Origin of the sequence: Vibrio sp. A8-1, assembly GCF_013048685.1 — a bacterium.
Classification (GTDB): Bacteria; Pseudomonadota; Gammaproteobacteria; order Enterobacterales; family Vibrionaceae; genus Vibrio; species Vibrio metschnikovii.
This window is the reverse complement of sequence record NZ_VHTC01000038.1, coordinates 1-25,497: the sequence shown is the minus strand read 5'-3', so window position 1 is coordinate 25,497 and position 25,497 is coordinate 1. Positions and strand designations below refer to the sequence as shown.

At 47.1% G+C, this 25,497-nt stretch carries 23 protein-coding genes and 3 pseudogenes; 11 read left to right on the top strand and 15 right to left on the bottom strand.

The window, feature by feature from the left end:
- Window positions 1-616: 616 nt before the first annotated feature.
- The 11 genes and pseudogenes from FKN93_RS15085 (at window position 617) to FKN93_RS15035 (ending at window position 11,316) form a co-directional block, all read left to right on the top strand.
- On the top strand, window positions 617-799 hold the full coding sequence (locus FKN93_RS15085; protein WP_170905466.1) for a hypothetical protein: 183 nt from the start codon (window positions 617-619) through the stop codon (window positions 797-799).
- Window positions 800-933: 134 nt separating this feature from the next.
- Window positions 934-1,247, top strand: a pseudogene (locus tag FKN93_RS15080) (IS3 family transposase); the annotation flags it as partial.
- Window positions 1,248-1,644: 397 nt separating this feature from the next.
- Window positions 1,645-2,262, top strand: coding sequence for a TetR/AcrR family transcriptional regulator (locus tag FKN93_RS15075; protein ID WP_170905465.1), 618 nt, complete (start codon window positions 1,645-1,647; stop codon window positions 2,260-2,262).
- A 29-nt stretch (window positions 2,263-2,291) separates the two neighbouring features.
- A complete protein-coding gene (locus FKN93_RS15070) occupies window positions 2,292-3,599 on the top strand; it encodes an efflux RND transporter periplasmic adaptor subunit (RefSeq protein ID WP_212755184.1) in 1,308 nt (435 codons plus the stop codon).
- Window positions 3,596-6,700 (top strand): efflux RND transporter permease subunit, encoded by a 3,105-nt coding sequence (locus FKN93_RS15065; RefSeq protein ID WP_170905463.1) that lies wholly within the window; start codon window positions 3,596-3,598, stop codon window positions 6,698-6,700. The genes FKN93_RS15070 and FKN93_RS15065 overlap by 4 nt, the downstream gene beginning before the upstream one ends.
- A 49-nt stretch (window positions 6,701-6,749) precedes the next feature.
- Window positions 6,750-7,232, top strand: a complete 483-nt coding sequence (locus FKN93_RS15060; RefSeq protein WP_212752451.1) for a cytochrome c — start codon at window positions 6,750-6,752, stop codon at window positions 7,230-7,232.
- A 299-nt stretch (window positions 7,233-7,531) separates the two neighbouring features.
- On the top strand, window positions 7,532-8,638 hold the full coding sequence (locus FKN93_RS15055) for a Fic family protein (protein WP_170905462.1): 1,107 nt from the start codon (window positions 7,532-7,534) through the stop codon (window positions 8,636-8,638).
- A 195-nt stretch (window positions 8,639-8,833) separates the two neighbouring features.
- A pseudogene (locus tag FKN93_RS15050) lies at window positions 8,834-8,986 on the top strand (type IV conjugative transfer system protein TraL); the annotation flags it as partial.
- An 83-nt stretch (window positions 8,987-9,069) separates the two neighbouring features.
- A pseudogene (locus FKN93_RS15045) lies at window positions 9,070-9,263 on the top strand (hypothetical protein); the annotation flags it as partial.
- 496 nt (window positions 9,264-9,759) lie between these two features.
- Window positions 9,760-10,113, top strand: coding sequence for an AcaB family transcriptional regulator (locus FKN93_RS15040; protein ID WP_170905461.1), 354 nt, complete (start codon window positions 9,760-9,762; stop codon window positions 10,111-10,113).
- 834 nt (window positions 10,114-10,947) lie between these two features.
- Entirely contained in the window at window positions 10,948-11,316 is a 369-nt protein-coding gene (locus FKN93_RS15035; protein WP_040903708.1) for a hypothetical protein, read from the top strand.
- Here the strand turns inward: FKN93_RS15035 and FKN93_RS15030 are convergent.
- The 15 genes from FKN93_RS15030 to FKN93_RS14955 all read right to left on the bottom strand — a co-directional run bounded on the left by FKN93_RS15030 (window position 11,305) and on the right by FKN93_RS14955 (window position 25,366).
- Window positions 11,305-12,180 carry a DNA replication terminus site-binding protein gene (locus FKN93_RS15030; protein WP_170905460.1) on the bottom strand — a complete coding sequence of 292 codons (876 nt, stop codon included), beginning with the start codon at window positions 12,178-12,180 and terminating at the stop codon, window positions 11,305-11,307. The genes FKN93_RS15035 and FKN93_RS15030 overlap by 12 nt on opposite strands.
- A gap of 198 nt (window positions 12,181-12,378) precedes the next feature.
- A complete protein-coding gene (locus FKN93_RS15025; RefSeq protein ID WP_170905467.1) occupies window positions 12,379-13,926 on the bottom strand; it encodes a trypsin-like serine protease in 1,548 nt (515 codons plus the stop codon).
- Window positions 13,927-14,582: 656 nt separating this feature from the next.
- A complete protein-coding gene (locus FKN93_RS15020; RefSeq protein WP_170905459.1) occupies window positions 14,583-15,098 on the bottom strand; it encodes a hypothetical protein in 516 nt (171 codons plus the stop codon).
- 46 nt (window positions 15,099-15,144) lie between these two features.
- Window positions 15,145-15,771, bottom strand: a complete 627-nt coding sequence (locus FKN93_RS15015) for a TfoX/Sxy family DNA transformation protein (protein ID WP_170905458.1) — start codon at window positions 15,769-15,771, stop codon at window positions 15,145-15,147.
- A gap of 70 nt (window positions 15,772-15,841) precedes the next feature.
- Entirely contained in the window at window positions 15,842-16,045 is a 204-nt protein-coding gene (locus tag FKN93_RS15010) for a hypothetical protein (RefSeq protein WP_170905457.1), read from the bottom strand.
- Between the two features lie 138 nt (window positions 16,046-16,183).
- Window positions 16,184-17,347, bottom strand: coding sequence for a hypothetical protein (locus FKN93_RS15005; protein WP_170905456.1), 1,164 nt, complete (start codon window positions 17,345-17,347; stop codon window positions 16,184-16,186).
- Window positions 17,344-18,063, bottom strand: coding sequence for an HNH endonuclease family protein (locus FKN93_RS15000; RefSeq protein WP_170905455.1), 720 nt, complete (start codon window positions 18,061-18,063; stop codon window positions 17,344-17,346). Before FKN93_RS15000 ends, FKN93_RS15005 begins: the two co-directional genes overlap by 4 nt.
- Window positions 18,064-18,212: 149 nt before the next feature.
- Window positions 18,213-18,470 carry a hypothetical protein gene (locus tag FKN93_RS14995; RefSeq protein ID WP_170905454.1) on the bottom strand — a complete coding sequence of 86 codons (258 nt, stop codon included), beginning with the start codon at window positions 18,468-18,470 and terminating at the stop codon, window positions 18,213-18,215.
- A 92-nt stretch (window positions 18,471-18,562) separates the two neighbouring features.
- Window positions 18,563-19,315, bottom strand: a complete 753-nt coding sequence (locus tag FKN93_RS14990; RefSeq protein ID WP_170905453.1) for a sigma-70 family RNA polymerase sigma factor — start codon at window positions 19,313-19,315, stop codon at window positions 18,563-18,565.
- A 621-nt stretch (window positions 19,316-19,936) separates the two neighbouring features.
- On the bottom strand, window positions 19,937-20,284 hold the full coding sequence (locus tag FKN93_RS14980) for a hypothetical protein (protein ID WP_170905452.1): 348 nt from the start codon (window positions 20,282-20,284) through the stop codon (window positions 19,937-19,939).
- Window positions 20,285-20,328: 44 nt separating this feature from the next.
- Window positions 20,329-22,506: a conjugative transfer system coupling protein TraD gene (traD, locus tag FKN93_RS14975; RefSeq protein WP_170905451.1), complete on the bottom strand. Its 2,178-nt coding sequence runs from the start codon at window positions 22,504-22,506 to the stop codon at window positions 20,329-20,331.
- A gap of 290 nt (window positions 22,507-22,796) precedes the next feature.
- Window positions 22,797-23,636, bottom strand: a complete 840-nt coding sequence (locus FKN93_RS14970) for a PFL_4695 family integrating conjugative element protein (protein WP_170905450.1) — start codon at window positions 23,634-23,636, stop codon at window positions 22,797-22,799.
- Between the two features lie 21 nt (window positions 23,637-23,657).
- The gene (locus FKN93_RS14965; RefSeq protein WP_170905449.1) at window positions 23,658-24,212 is read right to left on the bottom strand and encodes a transglycosylase SLT domain-containing protein; all 555 of its coding nucleotides are present in this window, start codon (window positions 24,210-24,212) and stop codon (window positions 23,658-23,660) included.
- Window positions 24,202-25,002 (bottom strand): hypothetical protein, encoded by an 801-nt coding sequence (locus FKN93_RS14960; protein WP_170905448.1) that lies wholly within the window; start codon window positions 25,000-25,002, stop codon window positions 24,202-24,204. The genes FKN93_RS14965 and FKN93_RS14960 overlap by 11 nt, the downstream gene beginning before the upstream one ends.
- 1 nt (window position 25,003) lies before the next feature.
- Entirely contained in the window at window positions 25,004-25,366 is a 363-nt protein-coding gene (locus tag FKN93_RS14955; RefSeq protein WP_170905447.1) for a hypothetical protein, read from the bottom strand.
- Window positions 25,367-25,497 lie beyond the last annotated feature (131 nt).

Here is a 25,497-nt window from a genome sequence, read left to right as displayed (position 1 = left end):
GGAGCAAGTCTTGAAGTTTTAACTAGGTACATTGAGAGTCAGAATCGTCCTGACTAATTTTTGCTACTTCGTAGCAATGCCTTACATCCTCCCCATAAATGGGGAGGTTTTACGCCAAAATGATAAAAGGTCTAGGGGTATTCCCAGCGTTAACATCAGAATATCACGACTTTTTTTAATGCAAGGGGTAAAAGCCTATTTATTTCTGTTTTGCTCATCGTTTAAATTTCGATTGGTGATATTTACGAAAGTCGATGGAACGATAAAGAAAGCGAAATATTCCAGTAGTTGAAAGGCTTTTTCTTTGATTAATTCAACGATGTTGAATACGCCACCTTCGCTTTGCTAGCAAAAAACATCATTCATATCGAAGGGGTTGGCGGATTTTATGTTGCATTCACTAGCGAAAATACATTTTTAAACAAAGAGTCTGATTACCTTAATGTTGACTTTCAAGCGCTGCTCTTTAAAGCGTAGCGCTTGATACGGCAGTTGATGATGAAGCTTGAGTTACTACTAAATTCGATGAAATCTTAAACAAATTTATTCTATCAGGGGGTTGCTTAATTGGAATAGCATTTATACTGGTTTTAAATTTTTTATAGGAGATAGATTTATGAGCGCTTCAGATTGGTTAGTTGTTGTATTGATTGGTATGTGTGGTTGGCCTTTCAGAAAGGACGGTCGCCTTTGTCTTAAGTTATTAATTTGTTCAGCTTTCATTATCCCACTAGCAACTTTAGCGAGTTTGCAGAAATTCATTGAGAGAGAGGATGCGAATAAAAAAATCATTGATTAAAATTAACGATCAGCAGGCTAACCCTGACTGGGCGCTGAAGGATCCCCTCATAAATTACCCAGCACATTGTAATGGTTTAATGAAACTGGAGTGATTTATAGCTTAATATAAGAAAAAGTTAACTGGTAGTTTACATGACCCGAAAAGACAATATCGTATTCAGTCCAAAGCAAAAACTTGAATACGCCAAACTGATGATTGAAGACGGCTACACCAACAAACAAATTGAAGAAATGTCGGGTGCATGCAAGTCGGCTGTTTCAAGATGGAAAGTGCAATATCTGGCGGAATTACAAGGCAAAACACCTGTGAATGTTAAAGCGTTAACGGAAGACCAGCGGAAAATACAACTCCTTGATGGTCAACTGAAACAAGCGCTTAGGGACAATGACATATTAAAAAAGGCTGCGGATTTCTTCATTCGCGACAATCAAAACTTAAAATGATTGGGTATCCGGATTAAGTGGTGTATCCGATGTTTTACGAACACCTGCACAAGCTTCGCTCTCTCCGTATTTCCTAGTTGGCAGGAAAAGTTGGGGCGAGTGCCTCAAAGCAGCTGCTGCTTCACATCCCGAGAGAGGTTCACGAAAGGCTGATGAAAAAATTCGATTCAGCCAAGTCGTGCGAATCCTTGAATGCCCTGGTGACGAATATCATGCCAATGGCCTTGCAGCCTGAGCGGCCTTTTGCTCTCAATCAGCGGCTAGATGGGCGCAGTGCAGGTCTCTGACGGATCGACCTGAATGTAGTTACGTATCGAATACGCCCTCAATCAGAATCTGGTTGTGTCGTAGACTGGGCCGCTATAAGATAGTAACCAATTACTATCTTATAGGCTTATTATGACTCAGAAACGTAAATTGACGGCTGAAGAACGCCGGGAGCTCACTATCGACGCGGTCATCGACCTGAGCGCGCAGGATGATCCAGCTAATATCACCACCAGCAGCATCGCCAAGCACATGCGGGTCACCCAAGGTGCGCTGTTCCGCCACTTTCCAAGCAAGGACGCAATCTGGGAGGCGGTCGTCGGTAGTGTGGCCGAGCGTGTGATGAAGCGGCTGGATAAAGCCTCTGCCTCGGCGAACAGCCCGTTGGCTGTGCTCAAGGCGATGTTCCATGCCCATATCACGTTTATCGTCGAGCATCCGGGCGTGCCCCGGCTGATGATGGGGCAGTTGCAGCACGCCAGACCCACACCAGCCCGCCGTATGGTTTGCTCATTGCTGTCTCGCTACCGTGAGCGGATCGAGAAATTGCTGAACGAAGCGCAGGCGACTGGCGAGCTACGTCGGGATCTGGATATTGAGGCGGCCGCCACGCAGTTCATCGGCACCATCCAGGGGTTGGTCATGCAGTCGCTGATTATCGGCAATATCAATCATATGGCCGAACAGGCCGAGGGGACGTTCCACCTTTACTGTCACGGTATTCTGCAAGAGCGAGGTGATCACTCATGATAGGTCTAGCCCAACGCTTGGGGCACATATTGGCGGTTGTCGTTGGCCTGTCCATGGGTATGGTGCTGCTTGTCTTCTTCGTGGTCAACAGCCAGCCCCCGGAGCGAAGTGACACGCCGCCGCTCCCCACGGCGGTGGCGGTGATCAAGGCGCAGCCGCTGGCATTTCGTCTCGAGGCACGTGGCCACGGCGTGGCGCGCCCTGTCGAAACCTGGCAGGCCGTGGCCAACGTCTCGGGCCGAGTGGTGGCGCGCCACCCGAATCTGGAGAGCGGCTCCCTGCTGCGCGAAGGCACCTTGCTGCTGGCGCTGGACCCGAGTCGCTACGAGCTGGCCATCGCCGAGGCCGAGGCGGAGTTGACACAGCTCGAGGCCGAGGAGGCTAATACCCGGCGTTTGCTGGATTTGGAACGCCAGGCACTCGATCTCGCCGAGCAAGAACTTACACGAATCGAACGGCTGGCGGCCACCGGTTCTGTCTCCACTTCTCAGCGTGATGCTCAACGTCGCAGCACTGTAGGGCAGCGCCAGGCGGTGGCCACTCTGGAGAATACTTTGGCCTTGCTGCCAGCCCAGCGCGAGCGGGCATCGGTGCGTCTTGCTCAGGCGCGCCGTGACTTGGCGGATACCCGCTTCGAGGCGCCCTATGACCTGCGCCTCGGTGAGATAGACGTAGAGCTTCACTATTTCGTGGGTGCGGGCCAGCGGCTGTTCGAGGCGGATAGCCTAACGGCTGCCGAGGTGGAGGCACGCATTCCCTTCAGCATGGTACGACGCCTCCTGGGCAGTGTGGCGCCAGTCGAGCTTAAGCCCGGCACCCTGGATCTAAGCGAGCGCATCGATCTGGATTCGATCGATGCTGAGCTGGAACTGGTCGGAGCCCCCGGGGTTAGCTGGAAAGGTCGGGTGGTGCGTGTAGCCAACGGCCTCGACCCGGCCACCCGCGCAGTGCGAGTAGTCATAAGGGTTGAGGAGCCTTGGCGCGATGCCCGGCCACCTGACCATCCGCCATTACAGCGCGACATGTACACTCGGGTGCGTCTCTCGGCCCCCAGCCCTGAGCCGCAGCTGCTGGTACCCGCTTCAGCGCTTCACCAGGGCGAGCTCTATCTGGCCGACGAGCAGGATCGCCTGGTCAGACGCCCGGTGTCTGTAGCCTTTAAACAGGGAGACTTGGCGGTGATCGAGTCGGGCCTCACTCCGGGCGAGCGGGTGGTGCTCGATGACCTGCAGCCGGCCATCGAGGGAATGGCACTCTCCGTGCGTCGGAACGAGGCCGCCGAGGCGCGTCTGGCCACCCAGGCCCGGGGCAAAGTGCCAGCGGGAGAGCAGCCATGATTCGCTGGTTTGCCGCTCACCCCACCGCCGCCAACTTGCTGCTGATCCTGCTGCTGGCAGCAGGCCTCTTCGCTGCGCCCCACCTCAAGCGTGAAACTTTCCCCGACTATCGCCCGGTAGAAGTGTCAGTGGAGGTGCTCTACCGCGGGGCCAGCGCCGCCGACGTCGAGGACGCCGTGTGTCGGCGCCTGCACGATGCAGTTAAAGGCGTGGAGTTTCTCGATGAGTTCAGCTGTGTGGCTCAGGACAACCTGGCCAGTGCCACGGCAACCATGTCTGCGGGGGGCGATGCAATTCGCTTCCTGAATGAGATCGACACCGAGGTGAATGCCATCACCGAGCTGCCGGCCCGCGCCGACTCACCCGTCGTGAGGGAGCTTCACCGCAGTGACATGGTTGCGGCAGTAGCGGTGTCTGGCGACATGCCAATGCACCAGCTCGAGGACTACGCCCTGCGCCTGGAAGAGCGGATCATGACGCTGCCCGGCGTGGCTGAGGTAGTGATCTACGGGAAGTCCCGGCGTCAGTGGCAGGTTGAAGTGCCCCGCGAGGTGTTAGGCCAGCACGGTCTCTCGGCACAGGAGCTGACGCGCCGAGTGGCTGGTCAAAACCTTGATCTGCCGCTGGGAACCCTGAAAACCGCCAATCGCGATATCCTGCTGCGCTTCACCGACCAACGCCGCTCACTGGCCGAGTTGGCCGGCCTGGTAGTGGCCTCCGACGCTGGCGGCGGCGAACTGACATTGGGCGAGCTGGCCACCATCAGCGAGACCGGTGAGCATGCTGAAGAGCGAATCCGCTTCAACGGTGAGTCGGCGCTGGTGCTGGAGGTGAGCAAAGCGATGCGAGACGATGCTCTTACCGTTAAGGAGTCCTTAGACGCGCTAGTTGAGGCGGAACGGCAACGATTCGACGGGGGCATCTCTCTGACGCTGACCCAAGATGCGACCAGTATCGTTCGCGACCGCCTGCAGATGCTGGTGACTAACGGCTTGATGGGGCTGGTGTTGGTGGTGCTGGTGATGAGCCTCTTCTTCCATCCACGCCTGGCCCTGTGGGCCGTTCTGGGCCTACCTGCGGCCTTCATGGGGGCCTTCATCGTCATGGCCCTGACCGGGCTGTCATTGAATATGATCACCTTGGTGGCATTGCTGATGGCTATCGGCATCGTCATGGATGATGCCATCGTGATCACCGACAGCATTGCCGTCCACGCCCTTAAAGGGGCCTCACCGGTGGAAGCGGTGGTAGCGGGTACCCGCCAGGTGTTACCCGGTGTACTTTCGTCGTTTCTCACCACGGTCGCGGTGTTCATCCCGCTCTCCTTCCTAGCCGGTGAGCTGGGAGCGGTGCTTGAAGTGCTGCCGGTGGTACTGATTGCTGCCCTGGCGGCAAGCCTCGTCGAGGCGTTCTGGATCCTACCCCACCACCTAAAGGGCAGCGTGGGGCGGCTCGCCAGTGGTCAAGACTCAAGTTTCCGTGCCGCCTTCGAACGGCATTTCGACAGATTCCGCGAGACGGTAGGGCGGCTCGCCGATGGGGCAATCCGTTTTCGGCATGCTGTGCTGGGGGCCATTTTTGCCATTATGCTGGGCTCCTTCGGCTTCATAGCCGGGGGGCACGTGGGCAGTGAGGCAATGCCGGATATCGACGGCGATGTGCTGGAGGCTCGTATCCTGATGTCCCAGGGCACACCGCTGGCGCGTACCGAGGCAGTGGCCGAGCGAGTCGAAGCGGCAATTCGTGAGCTCAATGCCAGCTACTCTCAGGACCAGCCGGGTGGAGCATCTTTGGTTGAGGCGATCCAGGTGCGTTTCAACCACAACCCCAGCGCGCGCGAGGCTGGCCCCCATGTAGCCACCGTCATCGTCGACCTGCTGACCGCCGAGCGCCGCCAAGTGACATTGGAGGAGCTGACCGCTGCCTGGCGTGAAGCTATCGGTGAGATCGAGGGGCTTCAGCGATTGATTATTCAGAAGCCCGGCTTCGGCCCCGCTGGGGTGCCGGTGGAGGTGCGCCTGGTGGGAGAGAATCTGGAGGCTATGAAGTCGGCAGCGCTGGAGCTAGGCGAGCATCTCGGCAACTACGCGGCCGTTTACAACGTCATCGACGATCTGCGCTTAGGCAAGCCTCAACTGACCTTTTCTATGGCTGAGGGCGCCCACGGCCTGGGGCTAACCGCCGAAGAGGTGGCTGGACAGCTGCGCGCAGCGCTGCTGGGGGAGATCGCCAACACTCAGCGCATCGGCGACCAAGAGGTTGAGATGCTGATCCGCCTGGCCGAAGCTGACAGGAGCTCATTGGACGACCTGGCCGATCTGACTATCGTCCTGCCGGATGGGCGCCGGGTGCCCCTAGAAGTGGTAGCCAACGTCGAGGAGCGGCGCGACTGGGCGCGCATCACCCGCATCGATGGGCGGCGTACCGTCACCGTGGAGGCTAACGTGGATGCGCGTCAGGCCAGTGGTCAGGCCATCGTTGAGGATCTCGTCGGCAGCGGCTGGCTGAACGAATTCCGCGAGCGTCATCCCGAGGTGGAGCTCTCCTTGGAGGGCCAGGTAGCCAGCTCCGCCGAGACCGGCGGCTCCATCGGCCGCGGTCTGCTGATCGGTCTGGTGGGTATCTTCGTGATCCTATCCTTTCAGTTCCGCAGCTACGTTGAACCCCTGATCGTCATGCTGTCTATCCCGCTGGCCTTCATCGGTGCTATTTGGGGGCATGTACTTATGGGGTATTACCTCTCCATGCCCTCGTTGATAGGCGCGGCCTCTCTAGCGGGGATCGTGGTCAATAACGCTATTCTGCTGATTCACTTTATCAAGACACACCGCGATCACGGGCTGGATGCGGTGGCGGCCGCTGGCCAGGCCAGTCGCGACCGGCTGCGCGCCATCCTGATTTCGTCCACCACCACCATCGCAGGGCTGTTGCCGCTGTTGGCAGAAACCAGCACTCAGGCGGCGGCCATCAAGCCACTGGTGATCTCAGTGGTCTTCGGCCTGCTCAGTGCCACCGTGCTCGTGCTGTTGGTGATCCCGGCGCTCTACGTGCTGCTGGACGACTGGGGGTGGGTACAGGCGACCGAGCCATCAACAGCATAGCTGGCACGTGAAACCTGCTAATACTTGCTCGTCAAAACAGGAGATAACCATGACCTTGCGGCAATACAGCACCAAAATCGTTCTACAATTCGCCTTGACAGCCCAGTCGGCTTGGCTCTTGGCCAGTGCTGACAATGTCTCTCAACACTCAGCGAGAGAACAGAAAAGTTCCAGTGAGGAACTAGTGCTTCGCTCCATCATGCGCGAACTTGATGAAAACATGCGCGAGGTTGTTGAGGCTATATCCCGGGAAAACTGGGAACGGGTAGCTGAAATCGCGCCCCTAATTGCCGAACACCCCGAGCCGCCATTCGCGGAAAAGACACGTATATTGCGCTTTGTGGGAACCGATGCCGCACGCTTCCGGGGATATAACAGGCAGGTGCATGAAGCCGTCAGGGATATGGGCGAAAAGGCGCGTCAGGCGGATGGCCAAGAAGTAATCGAGGCGTTTTCTCGGGTACAGAACCACTGTCTAGCCTGCCATCAGGAGTTTAAGGAAGGGTTCAGAGCCCTTTTTTACGGCAAATGATAACAGGGTGCTGAGGAATAGCTGCAGATGAGTCTTTGCGCGACTCGATTTTTTTAGATCTGGAGCATCTGACCGACATGCCTTGGCTGAGTGAAAATTCGTCAACTACTGAATTGGCGTTAAGTCACTTGCAGAAGAAGATATGAGGCCTAGGTTAATGGCTACTAAGACAGGATGATAACATCTTATTATGATATGAATATCTGCATTATTCATATCATAATAAGATTTGATTGCGGGCTTTATTCGAATCATGATACGATTCGAATGTGCTATTATTTAAATCAAAAGGCTACAAGATGTGGATCTGGCAACAAGCTAATTGGCCAAACTTTATCTGGGATGAAAAAGTCATTGACCCCAAATTACGAGACATTCGCTTTCACCAAGGGATGTTGTTGGGCAAGATGTCGAGCCAACCTAAAGACCAAAAGCAAAGTATGTTAGACACGCTATTGGCGAACATTATTCATTCGAGTGCCATTGAAGGTGAGAAGCTCAACGCTTTTTCTGTTCGCTCGTCGTTGGCTAATAAGCTCGGTCTTTGTGAAGAAAAACCATTTCCAACCACTGAACGCACTGACGGCCTCGCGGAAATAATGCTAGATGCGGTGGAGAATTTAGACTCGCCGCTCTCACTTGAGAGAATATTACAATGGCATAAACGACTGTTTCCTGAAGGTTACACCATGTTTAATCCTGTGATAGGGGGGCAGTTGCGCGGCGAAGAGCCTATGCAGGTTGTGTCGGGTAGGATTGATAAACCCACGGTACATTTTGAAGCACCAAGCCGAGATGTGCTTGAGTCCGAACTAGACGTGTTCATCCGCTGGTTTAATGACTCTCGTGAGAACCCAACTTTAGATCCATTACTTAGAGCTGCGATAACACATCTCTGGTTTGTGACGCTCCATCCTTTGGATGACGGCAATGGCAGGATCACCCGCTTACTCACTGATTTGGCGCTGGCCCAGGCTGAGCACCAATCTGTCCGTTTCTATGCAATGTCAGTGGCGATTCTAGCCAACCGTAAAAGCTACTACGAAATATTAGAGCAATCCCAGAAAGGTGAACTTGATATTACCGCTTGGCTTATCTGGTTTTTAAACACCTTAGGTGAAACATTCACCAATGTGCTCGAAGAAATCGACCAAACGGTTTTTAAAACAAACTTCTGGCGAAATGTCGATCAAACGCGACTGTCCTCGGAGCAAGTAAAAGTGCTCAATCGAATGCTTGATGGAGATTTTGACCAAGGCATTAATACGTCGCAATACCATAAAGTGGCGAAAGTGAGTAAGCCAACCGCTTCTCGTCATTTAGCGGCTTTGGTCGGGATTGGTTGCTTGGTAAAAAGTGAAGCCGGAGGGAGGAGCACTCGATATAAGCTCGCGCTCTTGAGTTGAAAACGTGAGCATTGAGGAAATACGCCTCGAAGTTAATAATTTCTTCATCATGTCAGTTGGATCTGAACGTAAAGTTAAAGTGCCAATTACCCTAAATCACCTCAAAACCATCAAGAATTCGATATCTAGCTGACCACTGAACCAGCCCATCCCAAGGCATTCTTCACTTCTCAATTCCAACAAGGAGGAGTGACTATGGAACCTGTGAATATTTCGTCCTATAACGATGACCCGCCGCCTTTCCTGCTTTCGAGTGCCGATGAGGTGGCCCCCATTCCATTAGGGCTAGTGATCAGCATTTTTACCGGTAATGCCTTGGTTTTATGTTTGTTGGGGTTGGTGACAACTTACGATCCAGACAAGTGGAGCATGAGTATGAAACCGACCATGTCTTTGTGACTGGTTATTCCTTGGTTTCTGGACCATCTAGAGATGCTCAGACGCAAATCAAGGGTCATGTGTATATATGGCCACAGACAAAGAGTCACCGGCATCACCGTACATAACTCCACCAGATCAGGAGACGCCCGCATTATCTTTCACCTTAGTACCTCGTCGTATTCCATCGCGTGAAATTACCTTGGCTATTGATGGTCAGCAGTGGCCAATTAAGATTGAGATGAACAACTTCCACTCAACGCTACACCTTTCGAAGGCGTTTCAAAAAGAAAGTCTAAGCCGCATTTTTAGGCTCGTTCCCAGCCTGAATGTTTGAGTCTTATAACAACATTTCGAGCCGCTTGTGAGGAAAAAAATTGGCACTGACGAATAAAAAACAAGATGAATTAGGCAGAATGTCAAAAAAAAAATTAAAGCATACATAATCAACGACGTGTGTGAAAACATCGAAGCCATAAAATAAAAAGTTGATGATTCAAACTCGATTGGGTTTAAAAAATGTAAGGGTGATACTAGAAATCTCCAAAGTATCAGGCATTAAAATTAATGAAAAGAAAGATGAAACGATCTACCAGATAATCAGTAAATCGGAGAGTTAAAAGTGAATGACGCTATAAAAAATAAAGCAACATAAAAGAGAGTGACTCTGTGAATATCGAATACAATCCTGAGATAAAAAAACCACGACAGCGCAAAAAAAACCAGAAATACCGCACTTAAATGTGACTTTTTTAACCAAAGACGCACCAGCACTTTTGTTCAGCAGAAAAGAAAAAAGAGGTGAAAACAAAACCAATTTCATCAGTGGTGCAGACTGGTTTGACAGCAAGATTAAAGTAATTTTAAATGCAGTTCGTGATGATGATCCGTTTGCTGATCAACTGGTTTTCGATATAGAAAATGCTATTAATAATCTATCGGCGCATTATAAAGAAGAGCTTCAGAGCATCGAGTTTTCACTTGAAACCAAGCTAACTTACTTTAACGCATCGTTAGAAATTTCAGACTCGTCCACGTTTAAACTCACGCAATTAGCTTCCAAAGTCGACTCACTTTCGACTTATTGTGGGCATTAAAAGACCTTGATGAATCGCTTTATTCTCTTTATTTAAGCGATAAGCATGCGACCCTTCCGTCTCAACTAGTGACAGAAAAAAGACAGGAACTTCGAAAAAAATATCGCGTAATATTGCATATGATTAATCGATGGAAACCCTCAGCGCGTTGTAAAAACGTTTGAGATGAATGAGCAAATCGAGCTAACAAAAGGAGTACTTATGCTAGAAAAGAGAGCGGCTTGTGCTCCCAACATCAAAACACGAAACTTCAATAAACTTGATCCTGCAACCAAAGAAAAGCTTACTGAGCTTTACGGGTAAATAGAGTCAACTCGCTTAAAAAAGCGATCTGGTTTGAAAGCTAGATCGCTTTTTTTTGGGTTCTAGTTAATACCTGAATTTAAAAAAACACGCCATTCCAAGCAATTAATTATTCACTTTTTAGTCTATTTCTTACTCTATCTTACAGTAAAACTTACTCTATTTGATAGGTGATTACTCTATTTGACCGTAAAACTTACTCTGTTTGACCGTAAACTTACTCTGTTTGACCGTAAACTTACTCTGTTTGACCGTAAACTTACTCTGTTTGACCGTAAAACTTACTCTGTTTGACCGTAAACTTACTCTGTTTGACCGTAAAACTTACTCTATTTGACCGTAAACTTACTCTGTTTGACTGTAAAACTTACTCTGTTTGACTGTAAAACTTACTCTGTTTGACCGTAAAACTTACTCTGTTTTTGGCCAGAATTTCACTATATATAATATATATAAAGATAAGCTATATAACATTGGCTGAAATGTTGTATAGCTTTGGGAGTTCCCCTGACCTTTATTTGTAGGTGATTTATGATCAAGTTTAATTTTGTTTCTGATGGAAAGGTGAATGTACATGGCATTATCTTTGTTGGCTTAATGGTAGGTTCCGCACTGTATTACAACTCGCTTTTGCTGCCGTGGATGTTTCACTCAATGGAGGTGAGTCATTATCTTTTGTACCCACTGATGTTCTATGCTTGCTTTTTTCTGGCATCGCCATTGTTGAGTGGCATATTTATGACGTGGTTTACTTATAACTATTTGGATTATGGTCTTATCCAAGCTGGCGTTTTGTTCTTTATCCAGCTTGGTATTTTCGCCTATGCGATGATTAACCCTAGCTCAGTGCGGTGCTTTACCATTAGTGGCTTGAGCGCTTTGAGTGGTTCAGGTCGGTGAGTCTTTGTAATACAGGCAAGTTCCCTCCACGATGGGTTTATACCCCTTTAGCAACAAATGTTTTTTGTCATTTTCCTGAAAGTCTGGTAAGGGGTTGACGTCTATAGGTCGTTGACTCTGCACTAGCGCTATCATTGGCGAATGCACCTTTCTGGTTTCAACAAAAACCTCCCCTGTTTCCTCATTGTAATACTTCACTAGCGCTTGAGGGTGTGTTCTCACATTCGTCACCTTGTACGCCGAGGCTGAGTTCATTAATCGCTCCATGTTTTTTGCAGCTTGCCAAGGCGGAGTGTTGGCATCAAATCGCTGCAACATACTGACGGCTTGCTCAGTGGAAAGTTTCTTGACGCTTTTTTGTTGTTCGCACCAAGAGAAATCAATCCTTGTGCTGGTGTCTGGCAATAAGGGGATTTTTCTGTTTACCGTCTGATATAGCGTGTCAGGAAAGAGCCGTTGGGATAATCTGGCCCGTTTTCGGTAATCTGTTTCTTTTTCCGCAATGTAGTTAACGATGGTAGCCCTAAGTTCGTTGATTTGATGCGTGAGTGCTTGAGCTTGCTCATATTCCTTTTCGTTGGCTTCCAATTGGATAAGTCCAGCAAAGCGCTTGGGGATATTGTGCGGGTACTCAAACACCTTTTGAGGCTCAATACTCACCCTTAAGGCTTCATGAAGCGGCATAGAATCGAGTCGCTTGGCGTGAATGGTTGGCGGTAGGGCTTCCCCACGCTGAAACTGAGGGACGTCTTGTACATGCTTTTGGATAAGTTTGAGAGCGATAAGAAAGTTGTACAGCTCCTGCTCTTGATCTTTTAATTGCATGACGGTGCTTTCGATGTCGATGTCTAAGTCAATTTCCATTGATTATCGCTCTATCAGATTGAGTTTATTGTTTTATTTTCGGCGTGAACGTTTTTATTTTTACATTGTTGCGATTAAAAATCCACCGCCTTAATCCTTAATGATAGCTCCCCCTTGCTATTTCTGTGTTTTTTTGTTGCAGGCATAAAAAAAGCCAGAGCGCGAACGCTGCTGGCTTCTTGTTGTAAAGGGATTGATTTACCGTTGTTGTCTTATTGTGCGTAGTACCACCATCAGTAGTAGAGAGAATAGCCCCATTGAGCCGCCACTACTACCAGTGTCACCGCCACCGTCACCGCCACCATTGTTTTCATCTGGATTGTCACCATTGTTTCCATCTGGATTAACGATCTCTTTAATAGACAATGATATTGGCATCTCGGTGTTTCGGTTGTCACCAAAATGCAACACGGTGCTCCCTAATCCGTTCATAGATACGGTCATTTCACAAAACTGGGACGGTTGTAGCGTTTCGTTTTCACAGCCTTTTACGGTCACTTCAACGTTGCTGCCTTGAAAGAAAGGCTTAAGCGTTAGTGTTTCTTTGGTAAGGTTTTGCACCACAAACGAGGTGGTGATGGGCTCTAACTCAAGTTGCTCCCACGTTAACCCGCTTTGTTCTATAGACCCCTCAAATTCCACTTCCACTTCGAATACTTCTTGAATGGAAGCAGGAGCCGCCAATGTGTCGATGCGGTCAATCAATAGCGGGATGTAGTGACCGACGTGAGTGAACATAGAAAATTCAGGGTTTACCGCTGCTTGAGTGCTCTTTGCAATGGCAATTACTTGGTTGCTATCGAGCATCAACGGGGTTCCTGAGTCGCCCGATAACGGCAATGATGCTTTTCTTGTCGGAAAGAGTGGAAAAAAGTCCGTTCGCCCGTAGTCACAATTGTGAGTATTATCAGTGCAATTTTCTATTCGGCCCGGCAATTCGTCCATTGATATCCATCGTTTAGCAAAATTGGGCGCATAACTGTTTCTATTTACCCATTTTCCTGTCCCACCAAACTCTTCTGTGCCTCCAGTATTTCGCCAGATTAACTCGGTTTTTTGCATGGTGGTGGCAGATTGTGAGTTTTGCATTCTTCCCCACCCTTTAAAGGTGAAACGCTGCTCATCCGATATGCGAAAGGTTTGTTCAATCGGTTCGAACGCCGCTACAATCGCAGCGTGTGTCATTTGAGGGATAGCCTTTTCTAGCTTGATTAAGCCAATATCTTGGTGGCGGTGAGTCTTGAGTCTGTCTGATGAAATGTTGCTGTTGATGGAATTATCCATCATTTGCCAATCAAACTCAGGGTGCTGATTTTTGACAAACTCGTATTCTTCACGCCAAGCAGCATCAATCACGTCGTGGTCAGCGCTGGTGGTGTCAATATCAATCACGCTGTACTTTAGCGTGGTGCGATTGGGCGTATCAACCTCAATACCCTGAAAAACCGTAATTTCACTCTCAGCACCGTTGTCAACGTACCAGTCATAGCGTTTGTTTTCATCATCTTGCGTTTCTATTCTCGTACCAATGCAATGCCCAGCGGTTAAGATGTATTGACCCGCAATAAGCAGTCCACCACAAGTGGTTTTGTTTTTATCTCCTCCGTCTGATGGATGAAAGACCTCAAATCGAACGGTGTGGTCTTGATATTCTGAGGTAAGAACGTCCTCTCCGTAGGCAACGGCGTGAACGTTTGCTGAAATCAGTAGTGTACTCATTGTAAGGCTGAGTAGGGTGCGTTTCATGGTGTTAATCCCTGTTGTTTTCTTTGATGATGCTATCGTAATGCCATTATTGAGAATGCAATAGCCAAGCCGTTGTTTTTTTCAATAGTACCACGGTGTTCGTCTGACTTAATCCCCATGTTGTGTCCAACGGTTCTCCTTTTTTAAATTTTTTGTTGATCATTTCCACAATTGAGCCATTCCCCATACACTAGCTAGAGCTAGGATATGCACAATTAAAGGAATGTTGCCCAATGGAGAGTAGTTTTGTTCATCTTAACGAGAAAGAGCTTCCCGCCTTTATCGCTCGAAGCGTTTTGAGTCTGGATGATTTCTTGGATTCTGATATTTCAACCTCCCCTTGCTTTGTGTATTGCCAGTTTGAGAGGGACAGGCTTTGCTACAGCCATTTAAGACGACTGTCGTCCAGTGGTGTAAGTTATGTGAAGTTTTCCGACGGAACGGTATTTCACAAGGAGTTTGGGCGATTCCCCGACAAGTTAATCATCTCAAAACCTATTGGCTCAGTGCGCATGTCTGGCTTTTTTTGATGATGGTGTAGTATTCGTTGGTAGCGATAGTGGTGTAATTCGCGTTCGCTACTGCCGACCAGAAAGCATTCGATAACAAAAAAGGCCGATGTAATCACCAGCCTTAAAATTAAACTATAAACCAACTTATGCACACTCATCTACAGGGATGGGTATAGGAACCCACTCAACTTGCTCTGAAAGCCGTACAGGATAGTAAGATTGCTTTAGGATAGTAAGCATAGCTTCGTCTGCCTCGTTATTTAAGACCAAATCTTTCCACAGTTCTATTTCATCTTGCAGCGATTTTTCTGTGATTAAGGTGGTCGCGCCGTTGGCGTCTTTCCCTTGATAAAAGCGATGTTGGTTCACATCGAAAAGCCCTTGAGTTAGGTACAACCACTCCCACTCAAATAGAGAAACGGTGGATAAAGCCCATAACCCCTGTTGTAACTTCACTGCAACGCTATAATCGTTTCGCTGCGTCATCGAAGCTGTCATTGGCTTTTTTTCTATTAAATACTCTTGATCATGCACATGAATAGGGATCAAACCGTCCACGCCGAGCTGCTTTTGAATAAGCGGCGCTGCATCTTCATCACGGTGAACAAAAAGGCTTTTATCTACCATGAAACTGCCTAGCTTTTTTTCAATGTTATTCATATCAGATGATTTCTCTTTTCAATCGCTTGTTCGTCTTTCGCTTTCGTTAACAGCGGTTTTCTGGTGATAGCGATAAGGCTTGCTGGTAAAGAATCGCTTGATTGATTAATTTTTCTCTTGTGCAACTAGATAGTGCCGCCCAATGCTTACCAACAATGGCCCCTTCGAGTTTAAGCAACAAACTCTCTTCCACGTTGTGGCAAAGCGATTTTATGGCAATGAACGCTTGTATTGCTCCTTTGCGCTTGAGCTCTTCACAAGAATGAATATCCACCGATTTAAGCAGTTTCTCAGTGCTCGCTTTGAGATTGGGCAAGTCCCTTAATCGCTGTTGCTCAGGATGACTCCGCTTCTCCACCGTCGCCTTGGCGTGCTCGATAGCGTGTGAGACCAACTTGGTTACCATCGTTGGTTTTTTCATCCAGTCGCTAGGGATGGGATAATTTTTGGTATTCACAAGGTGGTTTTTCTTTTCAAAGATGAGCGGGGTGACGCCTTCTCGGTCAAACAGCTTTTGCGTATGCTCACAGGTCTTAACGTGCAACTTATCGCTGTGGATCATTCCCCAAAAGATGCCATCGGTAAAAAGCCCAATTCCCCCAAACATGCTTTTCAGCGTAATGTCGTGAAAGCCCAGTTCCACCAATTTTTTCACAATGTGATTGTCTTTCATTTTTGATTCATTCTCTGTGTGTTAATGGTTCCAACACAACAGGCAGGGGACATTTCGCCCTGCTGTGTTTTTAAACCTTGATGTCAATCGTATTGGCTAACTCATTCGCATGAGTATAAAACGTCACCACAACTTGAATGGTGATTTCTAAGAGGTCCATCAACAGTAGGTTGACGTCTTGGTTTGTAACCATGGCATAGATAGCAACGCAGCCAATCAGCATGGTGATTTTCTTAAACAGTGTATAAGCAAAAAATAACAGTACCGCTAACATGCGCCCTACTCCTTTTCATGATTCAGGCGTTTATTGTCTCGCGGCTTTTGGTAATGCAAGGGCGTTTCCAGCCAATTCCTCACCAATAAAGAAAAGGGCTTAGTTCCCCCTTTCTCTCTTTTTGATGGTCAGTAACGTTTATGATTCGCTGGTGGCGGTTTTATCGGCTACCCCTGAGAAATGCTGCTCTCGAAACGCTTTGGATAATTGCTCCACTTTATCTCGAATGATAATTCCCTGTTCGTCGGTGACGTTTTTGTGGGCCGCTCGTAAGGTATTAATAAAACTTCCCAAAGCGAGGCAAGCGGCATCCATCAACGTGATTAACTTAGCTTTTTGCAGTAACGCGCGTTCTTCATCGGTAAAGACCGGATCGTTGACAATGGTTATCTTCTTCGCGGCAAGGACCGCTTGATAATACTCAGGGTGCGACGATTTGGCTTTCGTCATGATTATCTGGTGCAGCTCTTTATTGATTTTCGGGTTCCACTCGACAATGAAGTCATTGCACTCTGGTAAGACAGGCATTAACCAATCGTTTGTGCCAACATCAATGCTCACGCCGTTGTTTCTCGACACTTGATAATGCCAATTAGCATTCGGAAGCTGGCGGATATAAGTTTCGTCCTTAAATCTCAAGGTAATAGGCGAGCTGAACTCTGAAATAGAAAACGTCACGCCTTTGCTCTTTCCTGCAAACGGACTACTCACAGACGCACCATTCATGGCCCGAAGATCTCGCGCTAGCTCCTCTGTTTCTTTTTTCAGCTCAGTGATGGCGCTCTGCTGGCTAGCGATTTTATCTTTGAGCTTTTTCTGTGCTTGCTGTGACTTTTCTTTGATGGCAGCGGCAGCATCTACCATGGCTTGTTGGTGCTCACGTTTGAGCTGTTTAAGTGCTTTAGTGTGCGTTGCTTCCGATTGCTTGGCTTGCTCTAATTGCTGCTTTAACTGCTCAGTCGTTTGTTGTTGCCGTTCCAGTTGCAAAGTCATGGCCGACAATTGGATAGCTTGCTCATTAAGGGCGTCAATGGCATTTTGCTTATCTAGTTTGGCGCTATCTCGCTCGGTAACTAACTGGAGTAGTTTGGTCTGAAATTTGGACAACTCTTTTGAGTGAGCTTCGTGCTCGACAATAACGGTTTTCTGGATGAGCGTTTCCATTTTTTCTAAGGCATAGAAAATCACGAGCAATTTCGTTTTTAAATCGGGATTGCTTTGTTTATCTGCAAGCTCTCTGGCTTGGTTTTTTGATACCGCCGCATTAGCGATAATATCGGTTAAGGCATTATAATTGCTCATCTTGACGTCCCTACCTTGCAATGTTGTTCTTTAATTTGATTAAACTCAGCCATCTTCATCGCTGGCACCGCCATGTCGTATGATTTGATGACTCTGATAAAACGCAATATGTATTGGCATTGATTACTCGGCGGTAACCATTCAGCAATGTCTTTTGCGCCCTTTTGTCGATTCAAGTGGTTCTCGACCACGATAAGGTTCATTGGATCGTTGGCAAACCTTATCCGCTTATCTCTATCCCAATCTCTTGCCCCATAGTCCCACGACCAACGAAGAGGAACGACGTGATCAATGTCGATGTCAGAGGCTTTATAAACACGCTTACCAGTGAAATAACTCACCCACTGGCCATGGGTCACTCGGCACTCTCTATTGTCGCTGTATGTCAATAAGCCAACGTTATGCGCCACCAGCATTTCTGCTCGGGTGTTACGACAATTTCCGCTCTCATCAATCCAACCGCTTCCAAAATAATGTCGCTGGTAACGCTCACCTGAGCTTTGTTGGTTGGTTGCCTGTCTCGATGTCGCTGGCTTTCGACCACCCGCATCAATACAAGCTTCCATTGTCGAAAACGCTGTGAACGTTTGGGTTCTTTGGTAATGTGGTGAGCTCTCTCCGTGGCAAATGCCACTTTGACTCATCTTGATGACCGCCGCTTCTGCAAAGGAAGCATAAGAAATCATCAAGGCCACAAAAATGGTCAAGATACGCATGAAAATTCTTCTCTTAATCGTACTGTTATTGAGGGTGATGTTGAGTGGGCCCTGCCGGGCTTTGGTGTGCTGTGCAATGTAGACTCCCTTATCGTGTTAATCGTTAAGGAAAATCATATTCCAATGTTCAGGAATGCAAGGAGCTTTGATTAGTCCATACCGAACTCATGCCATTGGTCGCGGCGCTTTTCTGTGAAAACGCAGGTCAATGCATCAGCATCACGAGTGATGTTGAATCGAAAATCGCAAACCAATGAAGATAAGATCACAACAGTGCGTCCAGTTCCTGCTTGCACTCTAGGAACGAACAACATGATGTCGCCCTCTTTGCACTCTACTCCTGCTCGATGCGAGTCCTGAATATGACAAACCCTTCCCTGCTGGGGGACTTCAAGGTTTCTTTGCATCCCTCGCGCCTTGTTGGCCCATACAATAGATAGGCTTATCGTGAGTAAAGCAACACTGACGATAAGAGTTTTTTTATGGAGGTTGTTTATTTTCATATTGCGTTCACTTCTTCAGCTTTTTTTCTTAGTTTCTGAATTGAGCGATTTTTAATTTTAACTATAACTGAATATGAAGTGTCGAGCACAACGGATAGCTCTTTAGCGGTGAGTGGTTTGGTATTTCTTATTCCGTAGATAGCAGAGATACACTGCCGCTCAATATCTGATAGCTCATCGCACCACTGGAGAAGACGCCTAGCTTCCTGTTGAATGTTAAGGGCTGATTCTATGCAGGGGATTTCGTTATTGACCTTTAAAATGGAATTTATCTCATCTTCATCATCAGCATCTAATGTAACGTCCACGCTAAGTAAAGGTATTAACTTTTCGTTGTCGCCGCTTCCATTATTATTGGCTTTTATTGATTGGTAGAACTTATCGTGCGGTTTTTTCACAATCGAGCTGTGGCTGCTAACATGAGCCCTCAGTCGATTCAAGATCCAATGCTCTGCGTAAGTCGAAAAACGAAAGCCTCGGCTTGGATCAAACTTGTCAATCGCCATCATAAGGCCAAGATTCGCCTCTCCAATCAGCTCCTCTCTATCGAGGTTGGGGTTAAGTCTTGAGAATTTATGCGCATGTTTTAAAGCGAGCTTTAAATTAGCTTCGACCACTTTTTGTCTTGAAGTAGGTAAATGCAAGCTAGTGTAAAGCGCTTCTTCCTCTGCACGAGTGATTGGCTGAAACCGTTCTATGTCTTTAAAATAGGGGTTAATCGTGGCTTGATTTTGCTTTATCGGTTCCATTTCCCATCATTCATTCAGTGGATTAGTTATTTCTATAACGCCGTTACCACCGAATGAATGACATTTTCTTGCCTAAAGTCTGGTTTGAATTTTGATTATTTAACCTGATGTGGTGGCAAAGGCAAAGGTGGTAAGCGTGGGCGAGGCTCTGAAAACAAAGTACCTTTCATAGCAGCTGTAGCTCTGAATGAGGAATACAATCCTGTTTACATGCGAATGACTGTTATAGAGGGCTTCCGCAAAGGTGAAGTTGAGAAGTGGGCTAAAAAGCACTTAGCTCCCTCGACTCTTGCTATATCAGACGGTCTTTCCTGCTTTGAAGCCTTATCCAATGCCAACGTTTACCACGATCAAGTTGTAAAAGATGGCGCTCCCGATCTGGATGAGGTTCAAGATAAATACTTCCATTGGGTTGATACGATGATAGGTAACATCAAGAACTCATTGAGAGGAGCTTACCACGCTATCAGTAAAAAGCATCTACCTCGATATCTCGGTGAGTTTTGTTTTCGATTTAACTACTGATTTAGACTCGAAGAAGTGCTAGATGAGCTACTTGGCTCGTCAATAACAACGCCTCCTATGCCATATCGGTTATTAAAACTACCAGAATCTTTTTAGCTAGCATCTGGTTATATCAACCACATGATTTTTAGCATCTTTTTCCATTTTCTTCATTTTTTGACTTCTAATCTCAGTGTCTTTCGAGGCTGGTTGAGTGTTTATTGGTTTTGCTCCACTCATTCTATCCCAAATCAACTCTTCAGGTATTACTTGTCTTAGCAACCTTTCGATAGCAATCTTTGGCTTGATAGAGTGTTTCTCTGCTGCTTTGTTTATCGCATTCTTGAAGCTCCAATGTTTGTCTAGATAAAGCCATAACGCTAAATCCACACCTTTACGCAGAGTTTTATCTTCAATAAACGGCAAGTCTTTCATTGCTTCTTCTTTAGTAAATAGAATCGCCATGATTGATTCCTTAGTTGGCTTAAAGTTAGTGGTAATCAGGTTATTTAATGATATTCCGGTCTAGCTTGCCTTGCTTTTAGCTCTTCTCTTATCCTGAACATATCACCAATATCAACCCCGCTATCATCATGCAATATTGGAAACCTTAACTTGTATAGGTACTTACGGTTAATCAAGGCGAAAGCTTGGCCTTTGGGAAGTGACATTATCGTTGATGGCGATATGATTGGAGCGCGATTTTCAATTTTAACGGCTGATGCTGTCCGTGAGCCAAAAAACCCCCCTTTCGATTGCGTTGCATCGTCCGATGTAGTGAACGTGGCTTGCGGTATCAAAGAGCCACCGTCATTAACCCCTCCAGTCACATCAATGCCCAAGTAATCCACTTCCGCTACTTTGCTGGTTAAGTACTCAGCGGTGTATTCGTCTTCCACTCGAAGCATTACGATGCTGTTAAAGTTCCCTAGCATTACGTTTGCTTTGGCAGCGTCACCTAGTTTAGCCTCAAAGTCGGAGCGGGTTTGAGAATAAGCGCACACCCGAACCCCTGCTGAGCCTGAACGGTTTAGGATTGAAGTTAATTCAGAGCCATCTCCGGTTATCAACGCTTGGAATTCGTCACAGTGAAGCCAAATTGGCGTAATGTCTTTCGATGAACTGCCGGGCAATCCCTTATTGACGCCATAGTTGTTTATCTCACCTGCCTTGGCTACCAAATCACTAAAGAAGCTTGCCCCTACAGCGTCGGCAACCACCTCGTCTTGCATGCTTGATAGTCCAACATAGAAAACGCCTTTGCGTTGAATGATCTTATCCCAGCTAAAGGTTCTTCGCTCATCGCTCATATCATTGTACTTTGGACTGATGATTTCAGCGATTTGCCCAGATGTTAATTTCGTTAGCAGCGGAATTAACGAGGCGGTGAGTTTGGAAACGTATTGACCATCATTTTTCATGGTTGACCGCAATCCTTCAAAGTACTTGTTTATCAAGTGTGGATTACGCTCATAAAAATCAGACGTTAGTTTATCGGTGACAACGGTTTTGTAATCACGGCCTTTCATTGAGCCCACTCTTAACCGCTCTTCCTTGCCATCCGTTTTTATTTTCGGGGTTTCAAGTACTTTCAAATCTTCATGATAGGAGGAGTTATCTCGCTTCATTAAGAATCGGCCATAGCGGTTAAATAACCCCTCCAAATCCTCAATATCTCGCTTCATGGTTTCAAATGTCGGCTTTTCACTCATGTCTAGCTGAGCGGCAGCAACGTAGGTCATGAAGTTGAACGCAAAGTCTTTAAACACCTGACCATCACCACTACCACTCATTTGATTGGCAATACGGCCAGCAATCGCCGTCAAGCGACTAAACGATGCGATAGCGTTGTATCGAGCGCTGATTTCTGGATCGCCCAAAAGAAAAACATAAAAGTCCTCTTCACGCCCAAGTCGGCGACACTCTGACCACATAATGCCAAGTAGCTCAAGATCGCCTTTGGGGTCGAATACACCAGCGGCTCCGTCTCTTCTTGCGATATCTTGGGATATTTGCGAGCGTAACCAAACCGTCTTACCCGTCCTTGACTGACCAAAACACATGGTGTGGCCAATTCGGTCATCTTGGTTGATATAGATTTCTTCTTCCCTATCAAACCCAGTCGCGTGATAGAGCGGATTACCGCCAACAGGAGGTAGCGGTTTGTAGTGATTCCTTATCGACCACCATAAAATTCGATAGGTTTGTGCTGAGGTGATCTCAGCGAACTTCTTTTCAAGTTTGTGCTTGAGCGTGGTATGCCTTCCTCTTCGCTTCTCAACATTAAGCTCGTTTCTTCGAAACCAATCCACGAACTTAGGAAGTTGATAAAACTTCTTGTACTCGCGCTTTGAAGCGTCATAAACCCGTTGTGCATCGCTGGCTTGGTAGTCAAACCCTCGACCTATCCATTGTCTTTTTTCCGTCCATTCAATTTGGCTGGCTTTCAAATGGTAAGCGTCAATAACGTTAAGGGCGGATTGGTACTTTTTGATATAGAAATAACTTTCTATTCGAGGAAACAAAAAATACACGGAGTAGCTAATCAGGATAACCTTCCAAAAAAAGGTCAAACCTAGCAAATCCCCGTATGCCCATAAAACGAACGTAGAGGCAATTACAGCCCCTATAGTTAATAACTCATAGGATGGCCTAAGAAGACCATCTAATTCGCGCTCTGTGCTCACTGGTGGCGCTCCTCGCTATAGTTCAAGTCGATGTTTATTGAATGGCACCCTGATTTGAAATTAAGATGGGATACACGCTTACGCCTATGGCTTCCAAAAAGTCTCTGGCATTAATCAGGATGACTTTCCAAAAAAAGGTCAAACCTAGCAAATCCCCGTATGCCCATAAAACGAACGTAGAGGCAATTACAGCCCCTATAGTTAATAACTCATAGGATGGCCTAAGAAGACCATCTAATTCGCGCTCTGTGCTCACTGGTGGCGTTCCTCGCTATAGTTCAAGTCGATGTTTATTGAATGACACCCTGATTTGAAATTAATATGGGATACACGCTTACGCCTATGGTTTCCAAAAAGTCTCTGGCATCCATGGGTTGAAACATTAAATCCGGTGCTAGCGATTGCAAAGCCTCCAAGTCAACAAGTGAGTCAATTTGAGTCACTATCACTCCAGCACCAAGTTTGCGGAAAACATCAAGGTTACTGGTGAACCACTCCATGGAATAGCGGTCGGTCCCAATGATAGCAAACGGTTGGTGGATTTGCTGTGCTATCGCCTCATCGATGACAACGTGTCTTGATGGCAATCGAGTTGGCTTCAGAGTGGTCTTAACCGGAAAAATGCTACTGAGGATCACCCGCTCTAATTCTTGCTCAGTGATTTCACCTCTTCGAAATCGTTCAACTTGGTGACGCTCTTGCATTTCACGCTGACTTATCTCCGCTTCAAGAGCATCCTCCTCTGCAATCAAATCACTGACCGCGACGCTGTTGTTTTCATTTATGGCAATGACGGTTAAATCAAATTGCGTTACGCTTTTCGCGTTCGACGTCATCGTTTCCATGGTTTCGGATACAAACCGACCAAGACGTTCCGTTTCTCTCGTCAAAAGAAAGTCTAACTCATCGTCATTTATCGGATCTCTATCGAAAGTCAGAAGATCTTTTTCTTCTTGGGTAGCGTCCGCATCCGTGGTTGATTGAGTTCGGTTGATCACCGTGTCTCGATATTCTGTGCTTTGTCGGTTCGTTCCATTCCCTAATGCATTAAAACTTGAGAATGCTATGACAACGCTCAGTGAGATCAAAGACCGGGTTAATTTTGATGGGTATCGTTTTGTTTTTTTCATGTTGTTACCTGCACAGGCCAGCTACCTTTGTTGGTATTGGCCACGTTGGATAAGCGTTAAAAATTCACTAAACTCTTTGGCATATTGGTCAGCTCTCCCATCCCTATTTGCCGGGTTGTGATATCGACCAGCGGCCACAGCCCAGTCTCGATGTTTTTGATAGTGCTCAAGAAGAATTTGCGCAGCCACAAGGCCATTTTTTTTTGGCTCGCCCAACTCTTCGATAGATTGCACTCTATGACCATTCCAACGCCAGTTCACTTGGAACAGGCCAATGTCGATGGAAGTGATCCCCTCGTTGAGAAATTCATACGCCGCTGTCATCATGTCTTCGTAACTCGCATACCAATATCCTTTCCCGTTGACGTTCAATGTGAACGGCCAAGGCGCGACGGTTCCATTGTTCATTTTGACATTCGTCTCTTTTGCCGCCAGCGCATAAAGAATATCGGCTGGGACCGATGTTTTATTTGATATCGATACAAAGTAATTAGGAACAGTGACATAACTTGCTGATACTTGCGGTGAGGCAACCAGACCAAAAATAATGCTCAGCAAAAAGGCTTTACATTTCACGGACCGTCGTCCCCTCTTCGGTTTTTGTTATCGCAAACGGCAGTGACAGATTTCTGCTAGACCTGATACGTTCGACAACCTCGTTATTGAATGTGGCGTTTATTTGGATAGCTCTTCGTTTCATTTCTTGTTCGGTGATGCCGATATCGTTAAGAAGCTTTTCAGCGTCGCGCTGACTTCCACCGGTAAAGTGTATATCCAACTGCATACTGCTTGACGTTGATGCGACGGTTAACGTGACAAACATTCGACACTCCCGTTCGCATTGCCTTAAATCAACAAATACACTTCGTAGGGCGGTTTTGTTTTCGATTAACTGGCCTTGAAGTGATGACAATTGTGGTTGTGGACTGAACGCACCAACGCCCAGTAGTCGATTCGCAACCTCATCAAGTTTGTAGTCCATCTGCATGCGATGCGTTTCTATCGCATTTTGAATGGCCACGTATCTTTCGATGTCTTTGATGTCTGTTGAGGCATGAGCAAGCGCTAAGGGTGGATCTAAATCAGGGGTCCACAATCCTCTGGGCGTGTACTCCATGATGTACAAATATTTTGCCCAGTCACTATGATTTAAATTCCAGTTTCTTGCTTTGACTTTATCTTTTTCTGTTAGCTCAATTTCAATTCCGTCCACGGCGAAAGTAACGCTACTGTTTCCCGTTTGCGTATCGACAACTTGCGTTCTTTCAACTTGCAGCGGTGCGATGTGAATCGTATTCGCTGCTAACGGATTTGTGGCGATGGAAAAAAAAGAGGCAATGATGAATGCTGAGCGTTTGTATTTCATTTTAACTTCCTTTTACTTTGATTCTCATCGTCTCACCGCTGGGCGAAACCACAACGACAGAATCCGAAGTGATCTCTGTTACTCGGTATTGACCGATGCTTCTGCCTTCAACAATTTGGATTGCACCTGATATACCATCGCTAAACAAAGCTACTCTTTGTCTTCCTAGTGTTTGGATGTGGGTTAACTCCAAAAAACCAATTCTGCTGCTGGCTGAGTTTTGGTTGGCAGCGTCGTTATTTGGCTCTTCACTTTCCGTTTTTTTTTCTTGAGCGTTGGATATGGATTCTTGAATAGCAAAATCTTCCAGCTTTGCTTTTATCGATTCAGTTTCTTTTTCTTGCTGCTCCTTGATCACTTTCATTTGATGTAAGCGTTCACCGAGGTATCTTGACTTACCATGCCTGAAGAAGCATGTGCAGTTTATAGATCAAAAACGTTCGGGTACGGTTTCTTCTCAACGACTGACGTGATGATTTCACTCAGAACTGACAT